This is a genomic window from Citrobacter sp. NCU1 (genome assembly GCF_010231475.1).
In the GTDB taxonomy this organism is placed as follows: domain Bacteria; phylum Pseudomonadota; class Gammaproteobacteria; order Enterobacterales; family Enterobacteriaceae; genus Citrobacter_D.
On record NZ_NRDO01000005.1, the window covers coordinates 33,390 to 49,882 of the forward strand.

18 protein-coding genes are annotated in these 16,493 nt (G+C 54.7%); 17 read left to right on the forward strand and 1 reads right to left on the reverse strand.

Annotated elements, in window-relative coordinates:
* The first annotated feature begins 108 nt into the window (after positions 1-108).
* Complete coding sequence (gene mgtE, locus CJP72_RS01765; RefSeq protein ID WP_162379192.1) at positions 109-1,545, forward strand: magnesium transporter; 1,437 nt, start codon at positions 109-111, stop codon at positions 1,543-1,545.
* A gap of 155 nt (positions 1,546-1,700) precedes the next feature.
* Positions 1,701-3,356 carry a malate dehydrogenase (quinone) gene (gene mqo, locus CJP72_RS01770; protein ID WP_162379284.1) on the forward strand — a complete coding sequence of 552 codons (1,656 nt, stop codon included), beginning with the start codon at positions 1,701-1,703 and terminating at the stop codon, positions 3,354-3,356.
* 68 nt (positions 3,357-3,424) lie between these two features.
* On the opposite strand, the gene eco is transcribed toward mqo, so the two are convergent.
* Positions 3,425-3,922: a serine protease inhibitor ecotin gene (gene eco, locus CJP72_RS01775; protein ID WP_162379285.1), complete on the reverse strand. Its 498-nt coding sequence runs from the start codon at positions 3,920-3,922 to the stop codon at positions 3,425-3,427.
* Positions 3,923-4,331: 409 nt separating this feature from the next.
* Between eco and napF the strand changes: the two genes are divergently transcribed.
* From napF to CJP72_RS01850, 15 genes are read left to right on the forward strand one after another with little or no spacing between them, the layout of a single operon-like run.
* Positions 4,332-4,823 carry a ferredoxin-type protein NapF gene (gene napF, locus CJP72_RS01780; protein ID WP_162379193.1) on the forward strand — a complete coding sequence of 164 codons (492 nt, stop codon included), beginning with the start codon at positions 4,332-4,334 and terminating at the stop codon, positions 4,821-4,823.
* The gene (gene napD / locus CJP72_RS01785) at positions 4,813-5,076 is read left to right on the forward strand and encodes a chaperone NapD (RefSeq protein WP_162379194.1); all 264 of its coding nucleotides are present in this window, start codon (positions 4,813-4,815) and stop codon (positions 5,074-5,076) included. Before napF ends, napD begins: the two co-directional genes overlap by 11 nt.
* Positions 5,073-7,559: a nitrate reductase catalytic subunit NapA gene (gene napA, locus CJP72_RS01790; protein WP_162379195.1), complete on the forward strand. Its 2,487-nt coding sequence runs from the start codon at positions 5,073-5,075 to the stop codon at positions 7,557-7,559. The genes napD and napA overlap by 4 nt, the downstream gene beginning before the upstream one ends.
* A gap of 6 nt (positions 7,560-7,565) precedes the next feature.
* On the forward strand, positions 7,566-8,261 hold the full coding sequence (gene napG / locus CJP72_RS01795) for a ferredoxin-type protein NapG (protein ID WP_162379196.1): 696 nt from the start codon (positions 7,566-7,568) through the stop codon (positions 8,259-8,261).
* A complete protein-coding gene (napH, locus tag CJP72_RS01800) occupies positions 8,248-9,111 on the forward strand; it encodes a quinol dehydrogenase ferredoxin subunit NapH (RefSeq protein WP_162379197.1) in 864 nt (287 codons plus the stop codon). The genes napG and napH overlap by 14 nt, the downstream gene beginning before the upstream one ends.
* A complete protein-coding gene (gene napB, locus CJP72_RS01805; protein WP_162379198.1) occupies positions 9,108-9,557 on the forward strand; it encodes a nitrate reductase cytochrome c-type subunit in 450 nt (149 codons plus the stop codon). The genes napH and napB overlap by 4 nt, the downstream gene beginning before the upstream one ends.
* 9 nt (positions 9,558-9,566) lie before the next feature.
* Positions 9,567-10,169 carry a cytochrome c-type protein NapC gene (gene napC, locus CJP72_RS01810; RefSeq protein WP_162379199.1) on the forward strand — a complete coding sequence of 201 codons (603 nt, stop codon included), beginning with the start codon at positions 9,567-9,569 and terminating at the stop codon, positions 10,167-10,169.
* 14 nt (positions 10,170-10,183) lie between these two features.
* A complete protein-coding gene (gene ccmA, locus CJP72_RS01815; protein WP_342212274.1) occupies positions 10,184-10,810 on the forward strand; it encodes a cytochrome c biogenesis heme-transporting ATPase CcmA in 627 nt (208 codons plus the stop codon).
* Positions 10,807-11,466: a heme exporter protein CcmB gene (ccmB, locus tag CJP72_RS01820; protein WP_162379200.1), complete on the forward strand. Its 660-nt coding sequence runs from the start codon at positions 10,807-10,809 to the stop codon at positions 11,464-11,466. Before ccmA ends, ccmB begins: the two co-directional genes overlap by 4 nt.
* Positions 11,467-11,507: 41 nt before the next feature.
* Positions 11,508-12,245 (forward strand): heme ABC transporter permease, encoded by a 738-nt coding sequence (locus CJP72_RS01825; protein ID WP_162379201.1) that lies wholly within the window; start codon positions 11,508-11,510, stop codon positions 12,243-12,245.
* Complete coding sequence (ccmD, locus tag CJP72_RS01830) at positions 12,242-12,454, forward strand: heme exporter protein CcmD (protein ID WP_162379202.1); 213 nt, start codon at positions 12,242-12,244, stop codon at positions 12,452-12,454. The genes CJP72_RS01825 and ccmD overlap by 4 nt, the downstream gene beginning before the upstream one ends.
* On the forward strand, positions 12,451-12,930 hold the full coding sequence (gene ccmE, locus CJP72_RS01835) for a cytochrome c maturation protein CcmE (protein WP_162379203.1): 480 nt from the start codon (positions 12,451-12,453) through the stop codon (positions 12,928-12,930). The genes ccmD and ccmE overlap by 4 nt, the downstream gene beginning before the upstream one ends.
* Positions 12,927-14,870 (forward strand): heme lyase CcmF/NrfE family subunit, encoded by a 1,944-nt coding sequence (locus CJP72_RS01840; protein ID WP_162379204.1) that lies wholly within the window; start codon positions 12,927-12,929, stop codon positions 14,868-14,870. The genes ccmE and CJP72_RS01840 overlap by 4 nt, the downstream gene beginning before the upstream one ends.
* On the forward strand, positions 14,867-15,424 hold the full coding sequence (gene dsbE / locus CJP72_RS01845) for a thiol:disulfide interchange protein DsbE (RefSeq protein WP_162379205.1): 558 nt from the start codon (positions 14,867-14,869) through the stop codon (positions 15,422-15,424). The genes CJP72_RS01840 and dsbE overlap by 4 nt, the downstream gene beginning before the upstream one ends.
* Positions 15,421-16,470 (forward strand): cytochrome c-type biogenesis protein CcmH, encoded by a 1,050-nt coding sequence (locus CJP72_RS01850; RefSeq protein WP_162379206.1) that lies wholly within the window; start codon positions 15,421-15,423, stop codon positions 16,468-16,470. The genes dsbE and CJP72_RS01850 overlap by 4 nt, the downstream gene beginning before the upstream one ends.
* Positions 16,471-16,493 lie beyond the last annotated feature (23 nt).

A 16,493-nucleotide genomic window follows, 5' to 3' on the forward strand; every position in this document is an offset into this window, starting at 1 on the left:
CAGGCCGGGCATTCGCCGTTTTTTTCTCCAACCACGTTAACCGTTTATTGTTATTTACATTTTTGGAGACCATCCTTATTGGCATTCCATAATTTGGATTTATAACTCATGACCGTAACAACGAAAAATACCGCCAGGCAACGTGATGAAGAGCGTGCCCGCCTCATCTGGTTGCTGACCACCGACAAAGCCATTATTTCTACCCTGTTAGGCAAACTTACCCTGGCTGAGCAATATGACGTCGGTACGTTATCCGACGATATTGCTGAGGTAGGGGCATTGGTCGCCCGCCTGCCGCCTGCCGATCTCGCCGACACCCTGGAAGCGTTACCTTCCGAAGAGCGTCACGCCCTGTGGCGACTGGTTGACAGTGAAAAACGCGGCAAAGTGTTGATTGAAGCCTCAGAAAACGTCTGGGACGATTTGATTGACGAAATGACCGACCGTGCGTTGCTGGATGCATTGCAGTATCTCGACATCGATGAACAGATTTATCTGGTGCAGCATTTGCCGCGTAATCTCACTGGGCGACTGCTGGCGACATTGCCGCCGGAAGAGCGTGCCCGCGTGCGTCAGGTCATGCACTACGAGAAAAATCGCGTTGGCGCGATCATGGAATTCGAAGTCATTACGGTGCGCCCGGATGTGACCTTAGAAGCGGTACAGCGCTATTTACGCCGACTGGGAAAAATGCCGGAAAACACCGATAAACTCTTTGTTATCAATCGGAAAAAAACGCTCGTCGGTGAGCTGACGTTAACCTGTATTTTGCTCAACGATACGCAGAAAAAGGTGAGTGAGGTCATGGATGATGACCCGATGACCTTCGCCCCGGAAGACAAAGCCGAAAACGCGGCGCGAACCTTCGAACGTGAAAACCTGGTTAGCGCGGCGGTGGTGGATACATCCGGTAAGTTGATGGGCCGCTTAACCATCGATGAAATTGTCGATGTGGTCTATGAAGAAACGGATACCGATCTGCGGCGCATGGGGGGGTTAAGTGCGGAGGAAGACGTCTTCGCCCCGGTCACGAAAGCCGTAAAAACCCGCTGGGCGTGGCTGGCGATCAATCTGTGTACTGCGTTTATCGCCTCCCGGGTGATTGATGGATTTGAACACACCATTTCACAACTGGTCGCGCTGGCCTCTCTGATGCCGATCGTCGCCGGGATCGGGGGGAATACCGGGAATCAAACCATCACCATGATCGTGCGGGCGCTGGCATTGCAACATATTCAGCCGGGGAATTTAACCTTCCTGATCCTGCGCGAGATGGGCGTCGCGTTGATCAATGGCCTGGTTTGGGGCGGGATCATGGGGGGCGTGACCTGGTGGCTGTATGACGACATGGCGCTGGGGGCCGTGATGACGCTGGCAATGGTGCTCAATCTGTTGGTCGCCGCGTTGATGGGGGTCATCATTCCTATGGCGATGCTGAAGTTTGGGCGCGACCCGGCGGTGGGCTCAAGCGTGATGATCACGGCGCTGACGGATACCGGCGGCTTCTTCATTTTTCTGGGACTGGCGACCATTTTTCTTCTGTAGGTTGATAAATATTCAAATAAGCAACAATAACTTTAAAATTTTAATATAATTTATAAACAATATTTAAATTTTATGACTTAAATGTTAACGTTAATGCCGATTGATTTTCACCTGCGAAAAGCAAAAAGCGATACTCAAAGTAAGGCATTAACATGATGAAAAAAGCGACGGCCATGCTCTTCACCCTGGCCGTGGGGCTGAATGTTGTTTCTATGGCAGCAAAAGCGAAAGCGACCGAAGAGCAGGAGACGGATGTCCTGTTGATTGGCGGCGGTATTATGAGCGCCACCCTGGGGACGTATCTACAGGAGCTGGAACCGGACTGGTCCATGACCATGGTCGAGCGGCTGGATGGGGTTGCGCAGGAGAGCTCAAACGGCTGGAATAACGCCGGGACAGGCCACTCAGCGCTCATGGAGCTGAACTATACGCCGAAGAAAGCCGATGGCTCCATCAGCATTGAAAAAGCCGTCGACATCAATGAATCCTTCCAGATATCTCGCCAGTTCTGGGCACATCAGGTTAACAGCGGCGTCCTTCACGATCCGCGTTCCTTTATCACGACCGTTCCGCACATGAGCTTTGTCTGGGGCGATGAGAACGTGAACTTCCTGCGTGCCCGTTATGCGGCGCTCCAGCAGAGCACCTTGTTCCGTGGTATGCGTTACTCCGAAGATCACGCACAGATCAAAGAGTGGGCGCCGCTGGTCATGGAAGGACGCGATCCGAAACAGAAAGTGGCCGCCACGCGTACTGAAATCGGTACTGACGTGAACTACGGTGAAATTACCCGTCAGATGATCGCTTCTTTACAGAAAAAACCGAACTTTGCGCTGCAACTGAACACGGAAGTGCGTGGCTTTAAGCGTAACGCGGATAACTCCTGGACTGTGACGGTTGCCGATCTGAAAAACGGTGAAGCAGAGCACGACATCAAAGCGAAGTTTGTCTTTATCGGTGCAGGTGGTGCGGCGCTGAAACTGATGCAGGAGTCCGGAATTCCGGAAGCCGATGGCTATGCCGGATTCCCGGTAGGCGGTCAGTTCCTTGTTTCGGATAATCCGGATGTCGTGAATCGACACCTGGCGAAAGTGTACGGTCAGGCCTCTGTCGGCGCACCGCCGATGTCGGTCCCTCATATCGACACCCGCGTTCTGGACGGTAAACGTGTTGTGCTGTTTGGGCCATTTGCGACCTTCTCCACTAAATTCCTGAAAAACGGTTCGCTGTGGGATCTGATGAGTTCAACCACGACCTCGAACTTTATGCCGATGGTAAACGTGGGGCTGGACAACTTTGATCTGGTGAAATACTTGCTGAGCCAGGTCATGCTGAGCGATGACGACCGTTTTGAGGCGCTGAAAGAGTACTATCCGCAGGCGAAGAAAGAAGACTGGCGTCTGTGGCAGGCGGGTCAGCGTGTGCAAATCATCAAGCGTGATGCAGACAAAGGCGGCGTATTGCGTCTGGGCACCGAAGTGGTAAGCGACAAAGACGGTACCATTGCGGCGTTGCTGGGCGCGTCACCGGGTGCGTCAACCGCGGCACCGATCATGCTGCATCTGATGGAAAAAGTGTTTAAAGATAAAGTCGCCACTGAGCAATGGCAGGCGAAGCTGAAAACGATTGTGCCGTCATACGGAACAAAACTGAACGGCAACGTTGAGGCGACGGAACAAGAGTTGCAGTACACCAGCGAGGTGCTGGGTCTGAAATATGACAAACCTCAGGTGGCGGACGCTGCGCCGACACCGCAACTGAAACCTCAGGCTCAGCCCGAGCGTAAAGCAGTCGCAGATATCGCGCTGTAAGCAGATATCTTGCTGTAAAATAAAAAAACCTGCCTCGGCAGGTTTTTTTTATCTCTGAAATAAACGTCTTAACGCTCTACCGCGTTCTGAACTTTCTCGTCAGCTTTCCAGATGCGATATTTCACTTCTACGTTATCGGGGGCATATACCACGATTGGCAGTTTACTGTTGTAGCGCAGCATTCCGGCATCGCCCAGGTACGCCGTGACGAATTTTTTCTCTTTTTTGCCATCCGGGCAGGCCATCATGGTTGAAACAGGGGACGAGACTTTATCGACGACATAGTAGTTGTAGCCCCAGCCTTCCAGCGTTTTGCTTTCCAGCTGTCCGCCAAGACGATGACGGTTGCAATCGACTTCCAGTGTTTGACCAATCAGCAGTTCTACTTTGAGGGTAGATTCATCCTGCTCAGGTGTGAGCTGGATAACCTGACGTTTCATGCCTTTTTCTGCCTTCGGATAGGGCGCGACTTTTTCCAGCGGCTGAGAATTGGTCTCTTGAGTGGCTGCCATGGTTGAAGTACTGGCGAAAGCGGCCAGTAGTACCGCAGGAACAAGGGTCTTCAGTGTAGTGTTCACGCTATTTCCTTTTCTCGCTTATGAACGATTTCGCGCAGCGTAACACATTCATGAGTCGTATTAATCTAAATTTACTTATATTTTAAGTGTATGAATGAGGGTTTTACTTAATTGACTGGATTTATATGCTGATAATAATTATGTAAATAGGATGACTCTCTGTTTTGTGGTTTGCGGGTGATGGTTTAAAGATAACCTGCTGAAATGTGAGCAAATGCACATTACCTCACGGCAATCCTACACTCTTTTGATCCGGCAACAGCATTTACCCCTATCGGGGTATGCACCTCTATCACATCCTGAAATAATGTACACGTTAAAATAACAACTCATAAAAAGTGCGGTTTTTATTGTCGTTCACCCTCCTGAATGAACGTCGTTATGGAAGGACAATGTCATGGTTGAACTATCCCGTCGAGGTATGTTGACAGGCGCCTGGCGCAAAGCCAGCGAGGGGATCTGTCCGCCGTGGAGCGGGGAAGTCTCACACTTTCTGGCAAATTGTACCCGTTGCGACGCCTGCATTAAGGCATGTGAGAACAACATCCTGCAGCGAGGCCAGGGCGGCTACCCAAACGTAAATTTCAAACAGGGCGAGTGCAGCTTTTGTTATGCCTGCGCGCAAGCCTGTACCGAATCTCTTTTTCTTCCGCGCCACACCAGGGCCTGGGATCTGAATTTTACCCTTGGGCAAGATTGCCTGGCATATCAGTCTGTTGAGTGCCATCGCTGCCAGGACAGCTGTGAACCAATGGCTATTACCTTTCGGCCCACGCTGTCGGGTATTTATCAACCGCAACTTAACAATCAGGCGTGCAGGGGATGCGGGGCGTGTGTCGCCAGTTGCCCGGTGTCAGCCATAAATGCGGAGTACAACCATGCACACTAACTGGCAGGTTTGTAGCCTGGTCGTTCAGGCAAAAAGCCAGCATATCACCGACATCAGCGCGCAATTACAGCAGTTTTCTGGCTGCGAAGTTGCCCTTAGTGATGTGGAAAGCGGTCAGTTGATCGTGGTGGTAGAAGCAGAACACAGCGAAACGCTGATGCAAACAATTGAGTCGGTACGCAACGTTGCAGGCGTGCTGGCGGTGTCGCTGGTTTATCACCAGCAGGATGAGCAAGGTGAGGAAACACCATGAAAATCAGTCGTCGTAGCTTTATGAAAGCTAACGCCGTTGCGGCCGCTGCGGCGGCTGCCGGACTCAGCGTGCCGGGCGTTGCCCGCGCCGTGGTCGGTCAGCAGGAAGCCATCAAGTGGGACAAAGCGCCGTGCCGTTTTTGCGGAACGGGCTGCGGCGTGCTGGTGGGGACTCAGCAGGGGCGCGTTGTGGCGTGTCAGGGCGATCCTGATGCACCCGTTAACCGTGGGCTTAACTGCATCAAGGGTTACTTTCTGCCGAAAATCATGTACGGAAAAGACCGTTTAACGCAGCCGATGCTGCGTATGAAAGACGGCAAGTTCAATAAAGAAGGCGAGTTTACCCCGATTAGCTGGGACCAGGCCTTTGACATCATGGAAGAGAAATTCAAAACCTCTATGAAGGAGAAAGGGCCAGAATCGGTTGGGATGTTTGGTTCCGGTCAGTGGACGGTCTGGGAAGGTTACGCGGCGGCGAAACTGTTCAAAGCCGGCTTCCGTTCGAACAACATCGATCCGAACGCGCGCCACTGCATGGCATCGGCGGTGGTGGGCTTTATGCGTACCTTCGGTATGGATGAGCCGATGGGCTGCTACGACGATATCGAACAGGCCGATGCATTTGTGCTTTGGGGCGCCAATATGGCGGAGATGCACCCGATTCTGTGGTCGCGCATTACCAACCGCCGTTTGTCCGATCCCAATGTGAACGTGGCTGTGCTGTCCACCTTCCAGCATCGCAGTTTTGAGCTGGCCGATAACGGCATGGTGTTCACACCGCAAACCGATCTGGTGATCCTTAACTACATCGCGAATTACATTATTCAGAACGACGCTGTTAATCAGGATTTCTTCAGTAAACACGTCAACCTGCGCAAAGGGGCGACGGACATCGGCTATGGCTTACGTCCGACCCACCCGCTGGAGAAAGCCGCGAAAAACCCAGGTTCTGACGCCTCTGAGCCAATTAGCTTCGACGAGTACAAAGCGTTTGTCGCGGAGTACACGCTGGAGAAAACCGCCGAAATGACCGGCGTACCGAAAGATCAGCTGGAACAGCTGGCGCAGTTGTATGCCGATCCGAAGAAGAAAGTCATCTCTTACTGGACGATGGGCTTTAACCAGCATACGCGCGGCGTGTGGGCCAACAATCTGGTCTACAACCTGCACCTGCTGACCGGTAAAATTTCGCAACCTGGCTGCGGACCGTTCTCCCTGACCGGTCAGCCCTCCGCCTGTGGTACCGCCCGTGAAGTGGGGACTTTCGCCCACCGTCTGCCTGCGGATATGGTGGTGACCAATGAGAAGCACCGTGACATCTGCGAGAAACACTGGCAGATCCCAACGGGCACCATTCCAGCCAAAATCGGTTTGCACGCGGTAGCGCAGGACCGTGCGCTGAAAGACGGTAAGTTGAACGTTTACTGGACGATGTGTACCAACAACATGCAGGCCGGACCGAACATCAACCAGGAGCGTATGCCGGGCTGGCGCGATCCGCGCAACTTCATCATTGTCTCTGATCCTTACCCAACCGTCAGCGCGCTGGCCGCCGACCTGATCCTGCCGACGGCGATGTGGGTTGAAAAAGAAGGGGCTTACGGCAACGCCGAGCGCCGTACCCAGTTCTGGCGCCAACAGATTAAAGCGCCGGGTGAAGCGAAATCTGACCTGTGGCAACTGGTCCAGTTCTCACGCCGTTTCAAAACCGAAGAGGTCTGGCCGGAAGCGCTGCTGGCGCAGAAACCGGAACTGCGCGGTAAAACGTTGTATGACGTGCTATTCGCCACCCCTGCGGTAAGCAAATACCCACTGACAGAACTGGCGGAAGATCAACTCAATGATGAATCCCGCGAGTTGGGTTTCTATCTGCAAAAAGGGTTGTTTGAAGAGTACGCCTGGTTTGGTCGCGGACACGGTCATGACCTCGCCCCGTTCGATGATTACCACAAAACGCGTGGTATACGCTGGCCGGTGGTCGATGGGAAAGAAACGTTATGGCGTTACAGCGAAGGCCACGATCCATACGTGAAAGCGGGTGAAGGCTACAAGTTTTATGGCAAACCGGATGGCAAAGCGGTGATCTTCGCGCTGCCGTTTGAACCTGCGGCGGAAGCGCCGGATAAAGAATACGACCTGTGGCTTTCTACCGGTCGTGTGCTGGAACACTGGCACACCGGCAGTATGACGCGTCGTGTGCCTGAGCTGCACCGTGCGTTTCCGGAGTCGGTGCTGTTCATTCATCCGCTGGATGCGAAAGCCCGTGACCTGCGCCGTGGCGACAAAGTGAAAGTGGTGTCTCGTCGTGGCGAGGTGATTTCGATTGTCGAAACGCGTGGACGTAACCGTCCGCCGCAGGGGCTGGTGTATATGCCGTTCTTCGATGCCGCACAGCTGGTGAATAACCTGACGCTGGATGCGACGGATCCCCTCTCCAAAGAGACGGATTTCAAGAAGTGCGCAGTGAAACTGGCGAAGGTGTAATTCGGTATGTCCCGGTCAGCGAAATCGCAAAATGGCCGCCGCCGCTTTCTGCGCGATATGGTTCGCGCAGCAGGCGGGCTGGCTGTTGTTGGCGTGGCGCTGGGGTTACAGCAGCAAACCGCACGCGCAACGGGTGTGCGGTTGCGACCACCAGGCGCCATCGCTGAAAACGCGTTTGCCAGCGCCTGTGTCCGGTGCGGGCAGTGCGTTCAGGCATGCCCGTATGACACACTAAAACTGGCGACGCTGGCCTCCGGGCTGGCAGCCGGAACGCCGTATTTCATCGCCCGCGACATCCCTTGCGAAATGTGTGAAGACATTCCGTGCGCCAAAGTGTGCCCGAGTGGGGCGCTGGACCGGGAGATTCGCTCAATTGATGATTCCCGCATGGGGCTGGCGGTATTGCTGGATCAGGAGAATTGCCTCAACTTTCAGGGATTGCGTTGCGACGTCTGCTACCGCGAATGCCCGAAAATCGATGAGGCGATCACCCTGGAACTGGAGCGCAATATGCGCACAGGCAAGCATGCGCGTTTCCTTCCTACTGTTCACAGCGACGCCTGCACTGGCTGCGGTAAGTGCGAAAAAGTCTGTGTACTGGAACAACCGGCAATAAAAGTATTGCCGCTGTCGCTGGCGAAAGGGGAGTTGGGTCACCACTACCGTTTTGGCTGGCTGGAGGGAAACGATGGCAAATCGTAAACGTGATGCCGGGCGTGAAGCCCGGGTAAAAAAAGGGTGGTGGCGTAGCCATCGCTGGTTGGTTTTTCGTCGCGTGAGTCAACTGATGGTGCTGGGAATGTTTCTTAGCGGCCCGTGGCTGGGTGTGTGGATCCTCCACGGCAACTACAGCAGCAGTTTGCTGTTCGACACCATCCCGTTGACCGATCCACTGATTGTCTTGCAAAGCCTGGCCAGCGGGCATTTACCCGCCACGGTTGCGCTGAGCGGGGCGGTGATCATCACGGTGCTGTATGCCCTTGCCGGAAAGCGATTATTTTGCAGTTGGGTCTGCCCTCTGAATCCCGTTACCGATTTTGCGAACTGGCTACGCAGAAGGTTTGACCTGAATCAGTCCGCGAGCCTTCCTCGTCATATACGGTACGTGCTTCTGGTTGTGGTGTTGGTAGGCTCGGCCCTGACTGGAACGCTACTGTGGGAATGGATCAATCCGGTTTCTCTGCTGGGTCGAAGCCTGGTGATGGGATTCGGTAGCGGCGCACTGCTGATTATCGCTCTGTTTTTATTTGATCTACTGGTCGTTGAACACGGCTGGTGCGGGCATCTCTGTCCTTTAGGCGCACTGTATGGCGTGCTGGGAAGTCACGGCGCGCTGACCGTTACGGCGAAAGACAGACAGAAATGTAACCGCTGTATGGATTGTTTTCATGTTTGCCCGGAACCGCATGTGCTACGTGCGCCGGTGCTGGATGAGCAAAGCCCGGTGCAGGTCACCAGCCGCGACTGCATAACTTGCGGTCGCTGTGTGGATGTCTGTTCTGAGGACGTTTTTACAATAACAACACGATGGAGTTCGGGAGCGAAATCATGAAAAGCCATGACCTGATTAAAGCACTGTGTCAGTGGACGGCCGGGCTGGCCCTGGTTGTCAGTAGTGCGGTTTGGGCAGCAAACGGAGTAGATCTGAGCCAGTCGCCAGAAGTGTCTGGGACGCAGGAAGGGGCAATTCATATGCCTAAAGAGCAGGAGCGCCTGCCGCTGAACTATGTCAATCAGCCCCCTATGGTTCCGCACAGCGTAGATGGATACCAGGTAACAACCAATACCAACCGCTGTCTGCAATGCCACGGCGTAGAAAGCTATCGCACAACGGGGGCACCGCGTATCAGCCCAACGCACTTTATGGACAGCGACGGCAAAGTGTCCAGTGACGTCGCGCCACGCCGCTATTTCTGTTTGCAGTGCCACGTACCACAGGCAGACGCGGCGCCGATTGTTGAAAACACGTTTACGCCCTCGAAAGGTTACGGGAAATAAGAGGTCATCATGGAAAATTCTAACCGTAAACCGGGTGTCATTAAGCGCGTCTGGCAATGGTGGCGTCGACCCAGCCGTCTGGCGCTGGGGACGTTACTGTTAATCGGTTTTGTCGGCGGCATTATTTTCTGGGGCGGTTTCAACACCGGTATGGAAAAAGCCAACACCGAAGAGTTCTGCATTAGCTGCCACGAAATGCGTAATACGGTATATCAGGAATATATGGAAACCGTACACTACAACAACCGCAGCGGCGTGCGGGCAACGTGTCCCGATTGTCACGTCCCACACGAGTGGGGCCCGAAAATGATCCGTAAGATCAAAGCCAGTAAAGAGCTGTATGCAAAGGCATTTGGTCTCATAGACACACCGCAGAAATTTGAAGCTCATCGACTGACCATGGCGCAAAATGAGTGGCGGCGCATGAAAGACAACAATTCGCAAGAGTGTCGCAATTGCCACAACTTCGAATTTATGGATTTAACGGCCCAGAAAGGCGTCGCGGCGAAAATGCACGATCAGGCGGTGAAAGAAGGGCAAACCTGTATCGATTGTCACAAAGGTATAGCGCATAAACTCCCGGATATGCGCGACGTGAAACCAGGCTTTTAACAGGATGTTGATGAGTGGGAATACTTGAAGCCAGAGAACTCCTCTGCGAGCGAGACGACAGAACACTGTTCAGCGGACTGTCGTTTTGCGTGAAGGCCGGGGAATGGGTACAAATTACCGGAAGCAACGGCGCAGGGAAAACCACGCTCCTGCGCTTGCTTACCGGGCTGGCTCGCCCTGATGCCGGGGAGGTCTACTGGCAAGAACAACCGCTACGCAACGTGCGGGAGAGCTATCATCAGGATCTTCTGTGGATCGGACATCAGCCGGGGATTAAAACCCGGCTTTCGGCGTTGGAGAACCTGCGTTTTTTCCATCAGGACGGCGATGTCGCGCAGTGTCTGGAGGCTCTGGCGCAGGCCGGGCTTGCCGGCTACGAAGACATTCCTGTTAACCAACTCTCTGCCGGGCAGCAGCGCCGCGTTGCGCTGGCGCGTCTGTGGCTCACACAAGCCACGCTCTGGATCCTCGACGAACCGTTTACCGCCATCGATGTCAACGGCGTGGAACGTCTGACGCAGCGGATGGCGCATCATACCGACCAGGGCGGGATCGTGATTTTGACCACCCACCAGCCGATGAATGTCGACACCGACAGGATCCGCCGCATTGCATTGACCAGTGAGAGGGCAGGGCAATGATGTGGCGAATTTTCCGTCTCGAACTGCGGGTTGCGTTCCGTCATAGTGCGGAGATCGCCAATCCATTATGGTTCTTTCTGATCGTTATCACCCTGTTCCCGCTAAGTATTGGCCCGGAGCCGCAACTGCTGGCACGCATTGCGCCTGGCATTATCTGGGTTGCTGCGCTGCTCTCATCGCTGTTGGCGCTGGAGCGCTTATTCCGCGACGACTTACAGGATGGCAGTCTTGAGCAGTTGATGCTGTTGCCGTTGCCGTTACCGGCGGTGGTGCTGGCCAAAGTGATGGCGCACTGGATGGTGACGGGGCTTCCGTTGCTGATCCTCTCCCCTCTGGTGGCGTTGCTGCTGGGAATGGACGTCTACGGCTGGAAGATAATGGCGCTGACATTATTGCTGGGGACGCCGACGCTGAGCTTTCTTGGTGCGCCGGGCGTGGGGCTGACAGTCGGGCTCAAACGCGGTGGTGTGCTGTTGAGCGTGCTGGTGTTGCCGCTGACGATCCCATTATTAATTTTTGCAACCGCCGCAATGGATGCGGCATCCATGCATTTGCCTGTTGAGGGATACATGGCGATCCTCGGCGCGCTGCTGGCAGGCAGTGCGACGTTAAGTCCTTTTGCGACGGCGGCAGCGTTACGCATCAGTTTGCAGTAACGTGGTTTTTATTGGTTTTGTTTGAGTCTGGTGACTGAATTATGTGGAAAACACTTCATCAACTTGCGATCCCGCCACGGCTCTATCAGATCTGTGGTTATTTTGTGCCGTGGCTGGCTATCGCCACCGTGGTGGTGTTGGCAACGGGCTGGATCTGGGGATTCGGCTTCGCCCCTGCGGATTATCAACAGGGACAAAGTTACCGGATTATTTATCTGCATGTGCCGGCGGCGATCTGGTCGATGGGGATCTATGCCTCAATGGCGGTTGCCGCGTTTATCGGCCTGGTCTGGCAGATGAAAATGGCCAACCTGGCGGTGGCGGCGATGGCGCCGATTGGTGCTGTGTTTACCTTTATTGCGCTGGTAACCGGTTCCGCATGGGGCAAACCGATGTGGGGAACCTGGTGGGTATGGGATGCCCGACTCACCTCAGAGCTGGTGCTGCTGTTTCTCTATGTGGGTGCCATTGCACTGTGGCATGCGTTTGACGACCGCCGTTTGGCGGGCCGTGCGGCAGGTATTTTGGTGCTGATTGGCGTGGTTAACTTACCGATTATTCATTACTCGGTGGAGTGGTGGAACACGCTTCATCAAGGCTCGACGCGTATGCAACAAAGCATTGATCCGGCGATGCGTTCCCCGCTTCGTCTGGCGATTGTGGGGTATTTGTTGCTGTTTATGACCCTGGCGTTGATGCGTATGCGCAACCTGATTCTGATGATGGAAAAACGCCGCCCGTGGGTGGGTGAACTGATATTAAAAAGAGGCCGCCAATGACCAGCGCATTTGCATCCTGGAGTGATTTCTTCGCAATGGGCGGTTACGCCTTTTATGTCTGGCTGGCGGTCGTGATGACGCTGATCCCGCTGGTGGGGCTGGTGGCGCATACCGTCTTACAGCACCGGGCGATTTTACTTGGCGTGGCGCAACAAAACGCGCGCGAAGCCCGAATGCGTGCGGTGCAGACGCAACAGGAGGTTGCGTGAATATTCGACGTAAAAATCGCTTGTGGATAGCCGTTGCCGTACTGGGCGGTCTTGCGCTGACCATCACGCTGGTGCTGTATGCGCTGCGTTCCAACATCGATCTGTTTTACACGCCGGGCGAAATTATTTATGGCAAGCGCGAAACGCAGCAGTTGCCAGAAGTCGGCCAACGCTTGCGTGTCGGTGGAATGGTGATGCCAGGCAGTGTGAAACGCTCCCCGGATTCGCTCAAAGTTAACTTCAGTATTTATGACGCTGAAGGCGTGGTGGATGTCACTTACGAGGGCATTCTGCCAGACCTGTTCCGCGAAGGGCAGGGGGTCGTGGTACAGGGAGTGCTCGGGGAGAGCAATCATGTTCAGGCAAAAGAAGTACTGGCCAAACATGATGAAAACTACACGCCGCCCGAAGTTGAAAAAGCGATGCAGGAAAACCATCGTCGTCCGGAAAGCGTCTACAAGGATAAAGCCTCATGATGCCTGAGATTGGCAACGCACTGCTGTGCCTGGCGCTTGGCGTAGCGTTATTGCTCTCGATTTACCCGCTATGGGGCGTGGCGCGCGGCGATGTGCGAATGATGGCGTCATCGCGACCTTTCGCATGGCTGCTGTTTATTTGTGTCGTGGGTGCCTTCATGGTGCTGGTGAATGCATTCGTGGTGAACGATTTTACCGTGACCTACGTGGCCAGTAATTCCAACACGCAACTGCCGGTCTGGTATCGTGTGGCGGCCACCTGGGGGGCGCATGAAGGCTCACTGCTGTTGTGGGTGCTGCTGATGAGCGGCTGGACGTTTGCCGTCGCGCTGTTCAGCCAGCGGATGCCGCTGGACATCGTCGCTCGCGTGCTGGCGGTCATGGGCATGGTGAGCGTCGGTTTTCTGCTGTTTATTCTGTTCACCTCAAATCCTTTCGCCCGTACATTGCCGGACTTCCCCATTGAAGGGCGCGATTTAAATCCGCTGTTGCAGGATCCTGGCCTTATCTTCCATCCACCGCTGTTGTATATGGGCTATGTGGGTTTCTCGGTAGCGTTTGCCTTTGCTATCGCCTCGTTGATGAGTGGGCGTCTGGACAGCACGTTTGCTCGCTTCTCCCGCCCCTGGACGCTGGCGGCGTGGGTTTTCCTGACGCTTGGAATCGTGCTGGGTTCTGCCTGGGCGTATTATGAGCTGGGCTGGGGCGGGTGGTGGTTCTGGGATCCGGTGGAAAACGCCTCATTTATGCCGTGGCTGGTGGGAACCGCGCTGATGCATTCGCTGGCGGTGACAGAACAGCGCGCCAGCTTTAAAGCCTGGACGTTGCTGCTGTCGATCTGCGCTTTCTCGCTTTGTCTGCTGGGGACCTTCCTGGTGCGTTCAGGCGTATTGGTCTCTGTGCACGCGTTTGCCTCTGATCCTTCCCGCGGGATGTTCATTCTCGCCTTTATGGTGCTGGTAATTGGCGGCTCGTTGCTGCTGTTCGCCACGCGCGGGCACAAGGTACGCTCGCGGGTGAATAACGCCCTGTGGTCGCGTGAGTCCCTGCTGTTGGGCAACAATGTTCTGCTCATTGCCGCCATGCTGGTGGTATTACTGGGTACGCTGCTGCCGCTGGTGCATAAGCAGTTAGGACTGGGTAGCATTTCAATCGGCGAACCGTTCTTCAATACCATGTTTACCTGGCTGATGGCGCCATTCGCCCTGCTGCTGGGGATTGGGCCGCTGGTACGCTGGGGCCGCGATAGACCGCGTAAAATCAAAATGTTACTGGTTATCGCGTTTGTCACCACGTTGGTGCTCTCACTGTTACTCCCCTGGTTGTTTGAGAACAAAATTGTCGCGATGACGGTGGTCGGACTGGCAATGGCAAGCTGGGTTTTTGTGCTGGCAATGGCGGAAGTGGCGCTGCGTATTTCGCGTGGCACAAAAATGAGCCTCAGCCACTGGGGGATGGTGGCCGGACATGTCGGGTTGGCGGTGACGCTGGTGGGAATTGCTTTTAGCCAGAACTACAGCGTTGAACGTGATGTGCGCATGAAGGCGGGTGATAGCGTGGATATTCACGAATATCGCTTTACGTTCCGTGAAGTGAAAGAGGTCACCGGACCCAACTATCGCGGTGGTGTGGCCATCATTGATGTGGCGCGAGAGGGGAAAGCCGAGGCAACGCTCCATGCGGAGAAACGCTTTTACAACAGCAGCCGTTCGATGATGACGGAAGCCGCGATTGATGGCGGGATCACCCGTGATTTGTACGCCGCGCTGGGCGAAGAGCTGGAAAACGGCGCATGGGCCGTGCGGTTGTATTACAAACCGTTTATTCGTTGGATATGGGCGGGTGGGTTGCTGATGGCGCTGGGCGGGCTTTTCTGCCTGTTTGACCCACGTTATCGCAAGCGTGCTTGTTCGCGTAACACCGCGCCGGAGGCTGCATGAAGCGTAACGTACTGTTGATACCTTTTGTTATTTTCCTCGTCATCGCCGCTGCGCTGTTATGGCAGTTGGCGCGTAATGCGAAGGGGGACGATCCGACCAATCTGGAATCCGCGCTGATTGGCAAACCGGTACCGACTTTCCGGCTGGAATCGCTGGAAAATCCTGGTCAACATTATCAGGCGGACGTCTTAACCCAGGGCAAACCGGTATTGCTTAACGTCTGGGCGACCTGGTGCCCGACCTGTCGTGCGGAACATCAGTATCTGAATCAGCTTTCGGCGCAGGGGATCCGGGTGGTGGGGCTGAACTACAAAGATGATCGCCAGAAAGCGATTGTCTGGCTGAAAGAGCTAGGCAACCCTTACGCCTTAAGTCTGTTTGATGGTGACGGCATGCTTGGTCTCGATCTGGGGGTCTATGGTGCGCCAGAAACCTTCCTGATCGACGGTAAGGGGATCATTCGCTACCGTCATGCGGGCGATCTTAACGCGCGGGTGTGGGAAAGCGAAATCAAGCCGCTGTGGGAGAAATACAGCAAGGAGGCCGCGCAATGAGATTTTTATTGGGGGTGCTGATGCTGGTGATCTCCGGTTCGGCGCTGGCCACCATTGATGTGATGCAGTTTAAGGATGAGGCGCAGGAACAACAGTTCCGTCAGCTTACCGAGCAATTGCGTTGCCCGAAATGCCAGAACAACAGCATTGCCGATTCCAACTCGATGATTGCCACCGATCTGCGGCAAAAAGTGTACGAGCTCATGCAGGAAGGAAAAAGCCAGCAAGAGGTCGTCGATTATATGGTGGCGCGTTACGGTAATTTCGTCACCTACGATCCCCCGTTAACCCCGCTGACCTTACTGCTGTGGGTACTGCCAGCGGTCGCTATCGGTGCGGGGGGCTGGATTATTTTTGCCCGTTCGCGTCGCCGTGTACGATTGAAACGGGAAGCGTTTCCTGACGAACTCCCCACCGGGGAGAAACGTGCCGGGTTGGGTATCTATATTCCAGGGGTTGTGATTGCCCTTGTCGTGGGGGCGGTCAGTTATTATCAGACCGGCAATTATGCGCAGGTGAAAATCTGGCAACAGGCCACCGCACAGACGCCAGCTCTGCTTGAACGCGCGCTGGATCCGAAGGCTCAACCGCTCAATGAAGAAGAGATGACGCGCCTGGCGCTGGGTTTACGTACTCGCCTGCAAAGTGATGAAGGTAATACCGAAGGCTGGATTATGCTTGGGCGTATCGGTATGGTGCTGGGAAATGCCAGCACGGCGACGCAAGCCTATGCCAATGCCTACCGGCTGGATCCTAAAAACAGTGACGCGGCGCTGGGTTATGCAGAAGCGTTAACGCGCTCTTCCGATCCTGATGATAATCGACAGGGAGGAGAGTTACTGCGCCAGTTGGTGAGAAGCGATCATGCGAACGTCCGGGTGCTGAGCATGTATGCGTTTAATGCCTTTGAACAGCAGCGGTATGGTGAGGCGGTGGCGGCCTGGGAGATGATGCTGAAAATGCTGCCTGCCAACGATACGCGCAGGGCGGTGCTTGAGCGCAGTATTAAACAGGCGATGCAGCAACTGTCGCCCCAGGCTGAGTAATCGACTAATTGCCGGATAAGCAG